This is a genomic window from Glaciecola siphonariae (genome assembly GCF_042652645.1).
Lineage (GTDB): Bacteria > Pseudomonadota > Gammaproteobacteria > Enterobacterales > Alteromonadaceae > Glaciecola > Glaciecola siphonariae.
The window spans coordinates 629,867-642,957 of sequence record NZ_JBHSGU010000002.1 but is presented as its reverse complement, the minus strand read 5'-3'; the positions used below and the strand labels follow the sequence as shown (position 1 = coordinate 642,957).

Genomic DNA, 13,091 nt, shown 5'->3' with positions numbered 1-13,091 from the left:
TTCTTAATCTTATTAAATTGCGCAGCGGCAACGTGGTTTATTCTTCAAATCGCACTGTGATAGTGCCGATGATGTTTATATTGATAGTTTCTGGCAGATCTGGCGTTACCGGCTCTTTTGGCGGCGTTGGCTCGATTACTGGCGGTTCGATTGGTTCAGTTGGCGGGTCGATTGGCTCAATAGGCGCAGGCGGTGTTGGTGGCTCAACTGGCTCGGGCGTTGGTAGCGGTTCGACCGCATCATCACCCCATACTGGAATTGCGGGAAGCGGAGCCATTGTTGGCAAGTCAAACTTAGCTTGCCCTTCAAGATACACGCTAGACTGCGTTTTAGCCTTGTACCCCATTTCGTCAGTGACCGTGCATTCAAACGTCAAGCGACGCGGCACAACTGCTTTTTGGCTGTTGGGTTTTTTAGGCTCAAAGTTGAATGCTAATATTGCTGGTCTGCGCTGATTCTTACGCGTAATACCGCCGTCTTTCAGTGACAAATAAAGCGTGTTGGTATTCTTATCCCATGCGCCGCCCACAAAGAACGTATCCTCACCTTCCCAATAAGGCACGCGCCATTTGCCGTAAGTCTCGGGGCGAACATCATGCACATTTTCAGCGTTTAATATTTCATCCATATCAAATACCCAAAAATACGGATAGGTATCTTCTTTGAGATAGGTTCTACCGCCAGAGTCTTGAGTGCCGCCGACCTCTTGATAAATCTTATAACCATTACCGCCTTGCAAACCAGCATGAGCGCCAAAGCACACATACTTGCGAGTATTGGGTACGATAAAACCAAAGTGAGCGCGTGACATTAGACTCCAAACCGGATTTGCAGGTATCGGCTCTTTGTCGTTCGCGCCAGCATCCATCTGGTTTCGTATGGTAAATATCATGAGTGGAGTACTTGGCACATCGGTATCGACCGGAGCGCGCAACACATCGTCAGCATTCCATGTAAGCAGACTTGGGCCAATTGAATGACGGTTATCGATAGAGCTATTTGAAGCATTACCGCTTAAATGCGTTGCGCCTAGTTCATCTTTCATATCGTCTGCAATTTCACACATCCAACCGCTTGGGTAAGTTCTACCCTCTAGCTTAATAAAGTCGGCATACCCTTGGCCCAAGTTACTTGAATCAATGACGCGCTCTAAGTTGTAGCGACTATTCTGCGTGTCGTACGCAATCTCACTACTAACAATGAGTGATGAGTTGTACTCAAGCATTGAGTTAACAATGCGGACACGATTATTCCCTTCGATAGAGCTACGTTTACGGAATGACTCAAACTCTTGTATGACTTCGGCTTTCGGCACATCTGCAATATCAGCTTCAAAACCGAACGCTTCTGGTATTTTTAATTCAGCAATACTTTCTTTTGCGCCAGTAATAAAAAGGCTTTCACCATCTTGAGATAGCCCAATGCGTTGACTACCAAAATCAACCGTCGCATCACCTTCAGCGTCGTTTGCCGTGAACGCGCCTAGGTATTCAATATCGAAAAGGTTTTGCAGGCCATGCGGAATATGCACATCGGTAGGTGTTGAGATAGGTACGCCATACGCTCGGTCTTGCGTGTATATCTTCACATCATCAAAGCTTGGCACGGTAACATTTAACTCTTTGCCATACGCATCGAAGTTCGGTATTTGCGGCCCTTCGGTTTGTTGCCAGTGATACGATACAAGTTTGCCGTTCGGGCTAGATGAACCGTTCGCCGTTAGCGTTAGGCTCTGACCCTCTTTGACGTTTTGAAAGTTATTAGTTTTTGCGACAACCGAGTTTTCCCCCGCCTTAATAAGAACGCGGATTTGTTTTTTAGCGATATGCTTTTTCTTATTCTCGTCGGGTTTTGATTGCGCTTCAAAGTCAAACACCAATTCCTTATCTTCAAGCAGGGCTGGCGCGGTAAATGCCCAGACCGTCCACAAGCCGCGACCGTTAATTCTTTCCATTTCAACCTTGACAGAATTACTCGGCAGTTGAGGGTTTAAAAACCATCGTGCCGACTGCAAACCATCTTCGGTTTTAATAATCTCGCGTGGGTCTAATACTACCAGCTCACCGGCTTTCATATCCGGTAATCTGTCGGGCATAGCTGAAATGTCAATTTTAGGGTTGTTCATAGTGCGTCCAATTGATTTATATAAGTTTGCGCAATCGCTTTAAACGTCTCTAAGCTTGCATCGGTTACTGCTTTTTTGCCTGTCAGCCTAATGCGTCTGATTGACTTAATCGCCCCTCTGAATTGCGCTGAAGTACTTGTGATATTGCTAGCCGCCGCTGTTTCAGTCATACCGCTTGCTGCTACCCAAGAATCTAAGGTTTCTGGCACGTTGTTCACATCAGAGCCTGCCGCAATCCATTCCTTTGCTTCTTGTTCAGCGATTAAATACTCTTGGTCGATTAACAGGCCTTGAGAAACAAATCTCATGCGTGCGCGTCCGGCGGCTTGGTCGATTAGGTCACGGGCTTGTTTTTTGTTGCGGATAAAATCAACATGCAAAGGCAAGGAATAACCAGCATCAAGAAGTTGCTTTACTAGCGTAACGAGCAAGTCTCTAGGCTCTTTCGAAAGTGTTGGTCTAGTATGTTCAATCTCATTGAAGTCAACACCATCAAAGCTATACTGGTTATTTGGGTAATACCCTTTATGCGCGGTTTGACTTAGCGTTGTTTCACTTTCAATAAACGCACTAATAAAAGCGGGTTCGTCCTCCGCTGCTCTAAGCTGCCAAGCAGAAAGTCGAATGTGCCCTACTATTTTGTTTGTAAGGTCGTCTGTTACTGTAAATTTCATTACTGCCTCCTTGACCTAATTGAGCCCGAGTAAGTGATACCGCGTGTGGAAACATCACCAGCAGTCCATTGAAATTTTGCTCTAATTAAATAAGTACCACTACCAACAGTCCAACTTCCGCTTAGTGAAACACCTGAGAAAAGTCCAGAATCCACAGCTTGCGAATTACTTGCTATAAGCGAGTCACCGCCCGTAGTGCGAATGGCCTGTAAGGTTGTAGTGGTTGGGCGGTCTAACGGCTCTGCTCCGCCTGTTTGCGCATAAGAACTGGCGCTAGCACTAACTGAAACAGTAAAGTTACCCAACCCGCTCGGAACATTTACTGCCGCAATAACATTCCATTGGTTGTTTGAATTGCCCGACCCGCTTCCGCTATCATCATCGTCATTCTGTGTAGGTGAATCTGCACCGGGTGCGCCGGGAGGGCCAATTGGTCCTTGAGGCCCTTGCGCACCGTCCTCACCCACGAATAAGGACCATGTGTAATCGGCTTTATTGTTACTCTCTGCTGCTAGCGTTTGATTAGGTGATATGCCAATGTATTTAGTGTTAGCTTGGGGGCTGTCAGTTAAACCTGTTCCGTCTGCATTAGCCGAATATTTAATCCATGTGTAGCTCGGGCGGCCGTCAGGTCCATCAGGCCCTTGTACACCAGTATTGCCTTGTGGACCCTGCGGCCCTTGAGGGCCAGTGCTACCAGTTGGGCCTTGCATTAAAGACCATGTGTATTGCGATGGGTCGGTTGATTCGATTGGGCTTGTCTTGTTGTAAGCAAAACCGATGTGAGTCTTTCCTGTTGGATTGTTGCTGCTATTTGCGCCAGTAGAGCTGGTCGCGTAACGTATCCAAGTGTATGTTGTCGTTCCGCTTGGCCCTTGAGGGCCTGCTACACCTTGAGGACCCGCTTCACCCCTGTACCTAGACCAAACATAATCGGCCTTGTTATTGCTTTCGCTCGCAACTGTTTTGTTGACAGCAATTCCAATATATATGCTATTTGATTGAGGCAGATCAGTTAATCCAGTACCGTCCGAGTTGGCGCTGTATTTTATCCACGTATAAAGACTTTCGCCGTTTGGCCCCGGTGGACCTTGTACACCTGTATTGCCTTGAACACCCTCTTCGCCAACTATCTTGCTGAAAAGATAATCTGCCGCATTATTTGATTCGGTTGCAGTTGTTTTATTGTAGGCAAAACCAATGTATTCCTTACCTGCCGGAAAGTTGCTTAAACCGGCACCATTCGCATTATCGGCATATTTAATCCAAGTGAAAAGCTGAACACCGTTCTCGCCTTTTGCACCTGGGATGCCCTGCGGCCCTTGAGGCCCTCGCAAGTTGCCCTGAGTAACCCAAGTGCCACCTATCTTTTTAAATAGCTCTTTGCTAGTAAGGTTTAAATAGGTAGCACCATTTAGGCCGAGTGAGTCTACTGGGTCTGTTGTACCCGATAAGAATGTATCACCATCACCGGTGCCGAAGTTACCGACCAAAACCCAGCCAGTATCTGTTTTGATATAAACATCACTGGTATCATCATCTACATAAGATTGACCAACAGAACCTAACGCTGCAGCTGGGGCGCCAGTTCCAATTAACCATCTACTTGCGCTGTTTGTTATCCACGTCTTAAATATTGTGTAATCGCTTATTTGCGATAGTGACGTAAGCGGAACAGAGAAGCCGAACGCCAAACCAATGTATGGTTTATTGGCATCGGTTAGGCTCGGGTTTGTGGCTTGGTCGTCGTCTGCGAATATCTGCCAAACCTCAGCATTGTTAGCTTTACCAACGGCTGATTTTTTTAACCAAGGTGAAGCTTTTGAACCAGTGTTGTACCGAACCCAAAAATAATATGTTTGATCTTGCGCAGTATTGAATAACCTAAATTGACCGTCAGGACTTCCCGCCTCTGACTCTGCAAAATCATCTAGCACGCCATGGCGATACTCATAAAAACCAAATACTAGTTCGGGTGGCGTAATAGTGATGTAACCGGGGCTAACAATTGGTGTGTAGTCCGGCGTGACTAATGGGCCAATCGTTAAGTTTAAAGTGGCCGAAATACCTTGATTGAAAAGGTTGAGCGGAAAAACAGCAACAGCATAAGAACTGTCAGGCAAATCAAGTTGATAATTTGTCGATACCGTTTCACCAACAAACTTATCATTAACGTAAACGTGATACTTTATCACTTCTGATGTTGTTGCTGGTTTATCCCAAGTAAGAGCGCGCTGTGCGTTATTCCACGTTAGATTTTGCGGAGCGGGTATTTTTGCTATGCGCCCGTCATAAGTAGGAATAGGCGTATATACTCCGGCACCAGACCAGTTGTATATTGTCGGATTAAATGCGGTGGCTTCAATCTCATAAAGCTCTACCCCGTTACTGTCCTTTTCCTCAATTTTCTCAACTAAGAATAATTTTCCGTTCCACGTTCGTTTTGGGTCGGTGATAGAAATAACATCATAAGGCAATACTTGAGATGCTTCTGCATGTGCAGTAAACCTAACGTCTACCTTATCGACTGACTCAAAGTATTTAATTCGCGCATATTCATACGCTTCAAAGTGGTTGTTGCAAAGTGGTAGCTTAAAGTCTTCTATATTTTCAATATAGTTTGCGCGCTGCAAAGCGGCTAAGTGCTCGACTGAATCAGTCTCAGGGAAAATAACAAAGTCTTTCTCAAAGTTCTTGTCAGGATTTATCCAGCTAACCTCAACTTGAGTAAACGCATCAAAGGCACTTGCAGGCTTAACTTCAACAGTACCAACCAAGTTACTGCTATTAAAATCAATAAACGGGGTTGTTGTGCGCCCCTTTGTTCTTATTTCAAACTTGCCCTCGATAAACGATATTTTACTAAAGCAGTGGTTTTCAAACTCTTCTAGTATCTTCTTATATTCTTCGGCGGTGCTTAATGTACCGTTTACCGTAAATCGTTTTCGTTGCTCACCGTCTTGGGTGACAAGGTTATCTTCGAGCCAGTCTATGGACTCTTGAAATGATGAGCCGAACATTGTGAGCGGCTTATTCATACCCACAATGCTGTCGAAGATATACCACTTAATTACTGCAAAGGGGTTGTTTGCCCATGCGTCATTCAGCCCGTTCGGGCGGCCAGCGGTGTCTCTTACATTCTTTTTACGCGCCTTAAGCCACATGTTCGTTGATGGGTCAGTCTGAAACACATCAACGTTACGCGTGTACTTGACGAAAGAATGGCAGATGCCTTTGCCTTTCATTGTATTAGGCTGCCAACCGAAACGGTTTATAAAATCAGTCCAGTTGCTTGTAAATCCGCTTGGCGTGCCTTGTGGTGTAATAAAGGCTAACTCTGATACCTCAGCCGAGCCGGGGTTAAATCTAAAATCGGAATCATAGCCAAACCTATCACCAACATATATGCCAGCCGCTGGGTCATTGGGGTTAGGTCGTCCAGGATTGCCCGCGACACTATTGCCCGTGCCAAGGATAGGGCCTGTGCACCAAGCCATCACCAAGCCAACCTCGTTAAACTCTTCATTTAGGCGCTTGAAAATTGGCACACCTTCAATCTTTACGTAATCACTGCCTACAACAAAATCTAAGGCCGAGTCTGTCTTTGGTTTTTCGCTGACAGAAAGTAACGGCGGCGCTGGCTCTTCTATGCCAAATAAACTGCTAAAAAAACTCATTCAGATACACTCGGAACAGATGAAACGGCGGTACCGCCAAAGCGGACACCTACAAAGGAAGATGAATTTTTATTGTTTGGGATGGTAAAGTCCGTTTCGTGAGCAAACTGAAAGAATCTATCAGGACCCCATCGGCGCTCTTGTGAAACGTTGTTTGTTTTAACTTGGTTGGCTTGATCTACATTTCCCAATGGTCCGGTTATAGTTAGTACAATCTCACCTGACTCATCGTCATCTTCATCAGTAATAGAAATAATTTGGCCGTGCTTTTTATCTTCCACGCCAACAATATTTATCCCCGTTGCATCTTCATCGAAATAAGCTGAATAGTGATAAACCCAGCGGTTTCTGTATTCAGCCGCCAAAACATTAGGGTAAACAGAGTCAAGCACGCCAGATAAGGTCACTTCCCAATCATTTGCCTCAACACCAGCCGTCATTGCGCCTACATCAACGTCTAACAGTAATCCATTAGCTAGATATTCATTGCTCTGGTAGGTGTAATTAAATTTGTTGTCAGTGAGATAGATAGGCGTTGCTAAGTCGATGCGTATCATGTCAAAACGTCTACCCAATCGCTTAGCTTTGAGAACTGCTGCACTTTGTAATCTAGGCATCAAACAAACTCCACTGCATCAAATGAAACGGTGACGAAATTCGAGCGCTTAACAGATATCACCAAGTCAACATCAGACGTTCTCACCACTGTGATTTTGGGTGTAAGGAAATTTACCGTTTCGTTATTTGCAACATTTTTTATAAGTGGCTGTGACGAACGCAGCGTAAACTGACCGGTACCATTTGAATTAAACGCATTCACTTGGTTGCCTGTCATGTTAACGCCGACAAAATACGCTTTGGAGTGACCCGATACATTGAACATATCGTTGGGCTTAACAATATTCATAAGATTTGCTTGGGCGCCATCAATTAGGAGCGTTTTGCTACCGGCCGTTGCCGCAGCTCTCGTTCTCATGTTTGCTGTGGCGCTACCCTTTAATTTGCTTATCAGGGGAAGTTCAACATCAAACGGCGTTGATGTGCCAACATCATCCAGAAACGCAATTAATGCACCTACATCTTTTTGCTTGATTAGTGGGCTTGTGATTTTTACCTCAGTTTCATGCGCGGTGCGTCTGCCAAGCTGAATGACTCCGCCCCGACTTACTGAACGCTGTACTGATTCGGTTTTTGAAAGCGATACGGTTGAAGCGGTAAAAACGTCAGGTAAAATCATCGGCGCTCTTCCCTTGCTAGTGCTTTAGTGATGTAACGCGCCTGCTGATTCCAATATCTTTGGTCTCCGCCGCCCATGGCTGTGAGATTGACTTGAATAGTTTGGCTTGAGCCACCGCCAAGGCCTGCACGTTGCAGATTGGTGTTACTGGTAATCTGACCCGCTGCGCCTGGTTGAAACAACTCTGGGCCCTTCTCCCCGACTAGGTAAGTTTTTCCGCCAGCAACAGGGCCACCAAGCTCTCTTGCACCGGCTACTGGTTGGGCTTTTATCGCTGCTACATTGGCAAGTCCGGCCGCAATCGCTGCCGCCGCTGCTGCTGCGCCCAAAACAGGGCCAACAATGGGTATATTTGCAAGTGAGTTAAACGCACCGGTGGCACTTTCATAAGTCTTGATTGTGGCTTGAGCGATTGCTGCAGCTTTTGCCATTCCGGCATAGCGAGAGTTATATTGGGCTAAGTCGGCAAGATTCTGAACAAACTGATTGCCTGTCATCTCACGTTCACGTTGTATTTTGTCGCGTTCGGCTTTGGCTTTTGCCTTTTCAGCCGCTTGTACTATTTCAACTTCTTTACGCTTGCGCTCGTCAAACTCAAAGACACTTTGCGCATATAATTTATTATTTTCGGCTAAGTAACCGCGCTGCAGCTCAAGTAAGTTTTCATAGCCTTGCGATTCTATTTCTTCTTGTGAAAGTACTAGCGCTTCTATTTGAGCGTTTCGCTCTTCCCATTGGATAAGATAAAGTTCTCGTTGACTCGATAGGCTCTTTTCTAATGCACCAAGTTCGGCTGCGCCTTGCTTCTGAGCCTGCCTTAGTCGTTGCTCTGCAGCTTCTTCCTCGGCCTCTTTTCTTAACCGCTTACCTTCTTCGATTAGTGAAGCTTCTTTTTGCTGCTTTTCTTCAAGCTTTTGAATGGTTCGTTCAATTTCTTCTATTTCTGCTTGGCGGCTTACGCTGGCAGCTACGCCTCTGCCTGAGTTGCCAAATTTAGCTTGCTCTGCTCGTAGCTCAACAAGCTTTTCACGGTATTCTTCTAATGATTGAGGGCCAGATATAAAGCCCGTTACCGACTCTAACGCTCCCGCGATAGCGTTTAATGATGATGTGGTAGCTTGACCTATTGATGTTGTTTCAGCGAAGCTTTCAAGCATTTCATCCCAACGCTGGCCTAACAAATCAGCCGCGCCTGATAATCCCGCACCTTCGGCCGCTCCAGCGCCGCCCACTTGCTTCTCTAATGTATCTAGGATAATTTTTTGCGCTTCTGCGACTCTTCCGGTTTCTACTAGGTTACGGATAACCTCTTTTTGAGCGGCTGAGAAACTTACACCAGAGCGGCGAAGCGAATTCAGACCTGTAATTGGGTCCTCAAGCGCTTTACCTAATTGCAATGCTGAACTTTTTATATCCGAACCCATTACAGCCGCTAAGTCTTGCGACAAGGTAATAGTTCTTGTGAACGCATCACCAGACACAGACTTAAACGTTTGCAACACGTTTATAGCTTGCGTAGTGCCGGCCACTGATGCCAATGTGTTTTCAGCAACAGTAGTCGCTAAACCTGATAGCTCTTTGGTAGTTAACCCTGCCGACCCCGATGTTGCTTTAAACAAAGCCTCGGTTCTTAGTGTTCGCTTTTCAAGTTCAGCAAATTTAGCCGCTGCCAAGCCTACTATAACTGCTAAGCCACTTATCGCTAAACCTACGCCAGTAGCAGCAATACCAACAGTAGAAAAGCCAGTTGCAACCGTTCCAAGTCGTGAAGCAATACCGCCCATTGGACCGGATAAAGTGGCAGCAGAGTTGGCAGCTTGACGAAACCCTTGAGACATTCGATTTGAGCCAAAAACACTTTCATTTGCAGCGCGCTTTTGCGTTTTAGCCAGTGCACCAGTGGTGGTTTGTGACTTGCGCATCTGTCTTTCAAACTGCGCATTGTCAACCGTCATCTTGGTGACTAGTTCTGCTATCTGCGTTTTGCTCATTTTCTCGATTTCTCTAAGGTTTTATTGCGGACGTGATAAAAAGCCATCCAATGGGTGAACTCTTCGCTAGGCATTTCGCCTAATTCATCCATTGTTTTCCCTAAGTCATGCGCCAAGGTGTACGCGAAATACAAACCCTCAGCGCTCGTTAGTTTTTTGCGGCTTCCTCTACATCATCAACAGTGACTTTTGATAGGTCATTTGCAGATTCATAAAGGCTGTGAATATCTTCAAGACCTTCTGCTGTGCTGCCCAGCGGGTCGAGCATATCCATCACTTCATCAATATCTAATGAATCGACTAAGCGCCGGCCGTTCTCACATACCGACATGGCAACCATCAATAGAATTGGGTCTCTGTGATTTTCACTTAACTTATGAAACTCAAGACGGTGGCGGGTAAACAAGGCCATTAAAGTGACCTTGCCTAGCTTATTCGTCTCAACTTCAACCGTTTTGACTTTCTTTCTAATCGAATCCAACTGACTGATTAAAGTCATTAAGATGCACTCTCAGTAAAATCAATGTCGGTTGTGCGGCGAAGTGTGCACATCCACTTTTTACGCTCTGCAGCGCCACCGCCTGCAATACCGTAATTACGCAAATCAACTTCAGCCTCAGCCGTGTCACCGTCCTTGTAAGTCATTTTCACCTTACAAGAGCCGTTATTTCTCGCTAACGTGCGAAACGCTAATTGGTCAGCATTGTTTTTGTAATAATTGGCTGTTAATGCCAGCTCAGTGGGTGAATCGAGCCCAGGGGCATATTGACGAGTTTCATGGCGAACCTCTGTCACTTCTTCATCTTCGGTTTCGTTCTTAAACTCCGGCCATTCTGTTATTCCATAGAGCTCAACGTAAGTAGTGCCATCGTCAACGGAGTATTCAAACTTCGAACCGGCTAAAATCGATGTATCTGCCATTTTTATTTCCTCATAAACGAAAAAACCCGCAATTAAGCGGGTCAAAAAAGTAGTTTGGGTGGTTAGTAACTAGGGGGTTTTACGTACGATACTTGCCAGATAAGCCTCTGTTTAACAGCGTACATATCTGCCTTTTGGTCGTTCCAATCAAGCGTTTCGGCTTCTTGGAATCTCACATAAAGGACATCAGCGATAGCAAATCTGCCATCCATATTAATTAGATTTTCAACCTGTTCACGCGCATCAATAGCATCATTTTCAATATCTAATGATGAACTCTCAAAGTGAATGTCGGTGAAAACCGTTAAATTCTGTTGGTCGCTATCAAAAGAGTCGCCCTCGCTAACATCAGGGCCTAAACCAACGCGAACAGTTGGAAAAGTATCAACTGTATTGGGGTTTATTCTTTGAACAGTGATCGAACGGCCTTTAAATACTAAAGGCTTTAGAGCAGTTTCAAACTCGTCTAAAATCTCTCTTACTTTATGCACGTTTTAATTCCACTCTAACGAAAGGGTCAATGGCATTATGAGGCGGTTTACGCCTTACAACGTAGTGATTATCATCAAAAACAATCGTGTCATTCTCTTGCACGTATTTTGCATCTTCTCGACTAAAAGAAAGCGCAATAAAACGCCTGTACCCAGCTTCATCTTCAAATTCATCATCTTCAATAACAGCTGAATACCGTTTGCCATTAATGAAGACAAAAACACCTAAATGCTGTAACACATCATTGCAGGCAGCATTTAGGATTTCTTCGATTGATGACATTAGTTAGCCGGCTTCTTTTCAACCGCTACGGCAAAGCCTGATGATATTAAATCATCAGCAACACTTTTAGGCAGTGTTTGCTCACCAGTTATGCCAGCGGAATTAGGTTCCAATTGCACAGTAAATCTAATATTTACCAAAACGTCATCAGCTTCAGGTGTTTCAGCTGGGTTTTGGGTTTCAATATCAGCTTCAGGTGTTTCAGCTGGGTTTTCTGCTTTTTTAGCTCTAGCCATTTTGATAAATCCTAAAATAGATAAAAGGGGCACTAGGCCCCTTGTTAATGGTTATGCAGTTGTGACAACTACGAACGCATCTGGGTCAGGAGTAACCATCAATGGCGCTGATTGCGTCATAATGTATTCAACAGATGGATCTTCCTGCTGCCAGTTCTTAGGCCAGCGAGAAGTTGCAACGATACCTTCATCATTTGCACGTACATCTTGAATGGCACCATACGCTCGAACGCCTTGGTAGCCACTATTACCAAGAATAATAACGTTCTCAGGTAAATAGTATGACTTTGTACCAGTCTCAGGGTCTGTCGATTGGCCGGTATAAACCCATACCTCAACATCACCGAAGAAACCTTTATAACTGGTAACCATCCCAAGGTCTCTGGTAGCGGTCTCCATGGTAGATGAACTGCCACGGCGTGTATCAAGCTTATCTTTTACAGACTGGAAGCTTGAGAAGTTAGCCCAAGCCGCCTTACCCATGATAATTAGGTTAATAGCGCCAGAGGCGTTATTGGCCCACTCGGTTAAGTCATCAGTAGGATCGTAGGTGGCTTTATCAACAGAATCCCATTTTGCAGCCCCAGTAAGAGCAATGTTGTTTGCAGCTGAACGCTCAAAATCCACTACTTGCTCAGGATAATCCTCGCCTTTTACCGTGACGCTACCAGTAAGAACGGCTTGTGCTGCCATCCACTCCTCACGATAAGTGATGGCTTTGTCCTGACGCATCAAGTAATCAGCAATAGCTGCATTCTTGCGCTGTGCAGGGGTTAAATCACCTAAATACGATTCACCTGGGCGGCGCTGGAGGTTTTTAGATGGCTTGACCGCATGCTTAGGTTTTAAGTAAGCGGGCTTAAAGCTCATCAATTTACCGCCGCGCTCTTTGTGGACCTTACCAGCTACTACTGGGGCAACGAATGGCGCCATAATTACGTCTTCTGAAATGCTATCGAAATGAATGCTTTCATCAGGCGACGTGATGACGTTAGGGAAAAATACGTTAAGTAAAAACGGTTCGAATTTACCAACTGTGCGTACTACTTCTAGCATAGTGCTAGTGCTTAATGCGTTAAACATTATCCGTTACTCCTTAAAGTACTGCTGCAGGTTTTTGCAGGCTGATGGGGGTACCGACAAAAGCTAAAAGCTTAGAAACGGCATTGTGACTAGCATCCCAAGCAAGCATTTCAGGGTCGAACGTACCTGCTTTAAATACTTGAGCTGCGGTATCTCCACCTGTCGCATCCACGGCTTGAGCAGTGATATACACAGGGTTTTGACTACCATTTGTTGCAGTTCGTACCGATGCAACAAATTCACCAGTAGAAGTCACTTGACCAATTGGGGTGTACTTAGCCAAATTTTGACCAGATGAAACCGTGACCAACGTGGTGGCGATTTGATCGCTGCCGGTGGTTACATCATCATAATTGTAAGTTTCAGTTGTCAT

13 protein-coding genes are annotated in these 13,091 nt (G+C 45.3%); all 13 read right to left on the bottom strand.

All coding sequences use genetic code 11. The features are described 5' to 3' along the window. Positions 1 to 37: 37 nt before the first annotated feature. Positions 38 to 2,125 (bottom strand): hypothetical protein, encoded by a 2,088-nt coding sequence (locus ACFO4O_RS04385; RefSeq protein WP_382406144.1) that lies wholly within the window; start codon positions 2,123 to 2,125, stop codon positions 38 to 40. Further along, positions 2,122 to 2,799, bottom strand: coding sequence for a hypothetical protein (locus tag ACFO4O_RS04380; protein WP_382406143.1), 678 nt, complete (start codon positions 2,797 to 2,799; stop codon positions 2,122 to 2,124). The genes ACFO4O_RS04385 and ACFO4O_RS04380 overlap by 4 nt, the downstream gene beginning before the upstream one ends. After that, positions 2,799 to 6,476 carry a hypothetical protein gene (locus tag ACFO4O_RS04375; protein WP_382406142.1) on the bottom strand — a complete coding sequence of 1,226 codons (3,678 nt, stop codon included), beginning with the start codon at positions 6,474 to 6,476 and terminating at the stop codon, positions 2,799 to 2,801. The genes ACFO4O_RS04380 and ACFO4O_RS04375 overlap by 1 nt, the downstream gene beginning before the upstream one ends. Beyond that, entirely contained in the window at positions 6,473 to 7,093 is a 621-nt protein-coding gene (locus ACFO4O_RS04370; RefSeq protein WP_382406141.1) for a KH domain-containing protein, read from the bottom strand. The genes ACFO4O_RS04375 and ACFO4O_RS04370 overlap by 4 nt, the downstream gene beginning before the upstream one ends. Beyond that, a complete protein-coding gene (locus ACFO4O_RS04365) occupies positions 7,093 to 7,713 on the bottom strand; it encodes a hypothetical protein (RefSeq protein WP_382406140.1) in 621 nt (206 codons plus the stop codon). Before ACFO4O_RS04365 ends, ACFO4O_RS04370 begins: the two co-directional genes overlap by 1 nt. Next, positions 7,710 to 9,704: a hypothetical protein gene (locus tag ACFO4O_RS04360; RefSeq protein WP_382406139.1), complete on the bottom strand. Its 1,995-nt coding sequence runs from the start codon at positions 9,702 to 9,704 to the stop codon at positions 7,710 to 7,712. The genes ACFO4O_RS04365 and ACFO4O_RS04360 overlap by 4 nt, the downstream gene beginning before the upstream one ends. Positions 9,705 to 9,852: 148 nt before the next feature. Then, the gene (locus ACFO4O_RS04355) at positions 9,853 to 10,203 is read right to left on the bottom strand and encodes a hypothetical protein (RefSeq protein WP_382406138.1); all 351 of its coding nucleotides are present in this window, start codon (positions 10,201 to 10,203) and stop codon (positions 9,853 to 9,855) included. Continuing rightward, the gene (locus tag ACFO4O_RS04350) at positions 10,203 to 10,625 is read right to left on the bottom strand and encodes a hypothetical protein (RefSeq protein ID WP_382406137.1); all 423 of its coding nucleotides are present in this window, start codon (positions 10,623 to 10,625) and stop codon (positions 10,203 to 10,205) included. The genes ACFO4O_RS04355 and ACFO4O_RS04350 overlap by 1 nt, the downstream gene beginning before the upstream one ends. Before the next feature lie 62 nt (positions 10,626 to 10,687). Continuing rightward, positions 10,688 to 11,116 (bottom strand): hypothetical protein, encoded by a 429-nt coding sequence (locus ACFO4O_RS04345; protein ID WP_382406136.1) that lies wholly within the window; start codon positions 11,114 to 11,116, stop codon positions 10,688 to 10,690. Further along, complete coding sequence (locus ACFO4O_RS04340) at positions 11,109 to 11,399, bottom strand: hypothetical protein (protein WP_382406135.1); 291 nt, start codon at positions 11,397 to 11,399, stop codon at positions 11,109 to 11,111. Before ACFO4O_RS04340 ends, ACFO4O_RS04345 begins: the two co-directional genes overlap by 8 nt. Then, positions 11,399 to 11,635 carry a hypothetical protein gene (locus tag ACFO4O_RS04335; RefSeq protein WP_382406134.1) on the bottom strand — a complete coding sequence of 79 codons (237 nt, stop codon included), beginning with the start codon at positions 11,633 to 11,635 and terminating at the stop codon, positions 11,399 to 11,401. The genes ACFO4O_RS04340 and ACFO4O_RS04335 overlap by 1 nt, the downstream gene beginning before the upstream one ends. 51 nt (positions 11,636 to 11,686) lie before the next feature. After that, positions 11,687 to 12,718 carry a major capsid protein gene (locus tag ACFO4O_RS04330; RefSeq protein ID WP_382406133.1) on the bottom strand — a complete coding sequence of 344 codons (1,032 nt, stop codon included), beginning with the start codon at positions 12,716 to 12,718 and terminating at the stop codon, positions 11,687 to 11,689. Between the two features lie 13 nt (positions 12,719 to 12,731). Beyond that, a complete protein-coding gene (locus ACFO4O_RS04325; protein ID WP_382406132.1) occupies positions 12,732 to 13,091 on the bottom strand; it encodes a head decoration protein in 360 nt (119 codons plus the stop codon).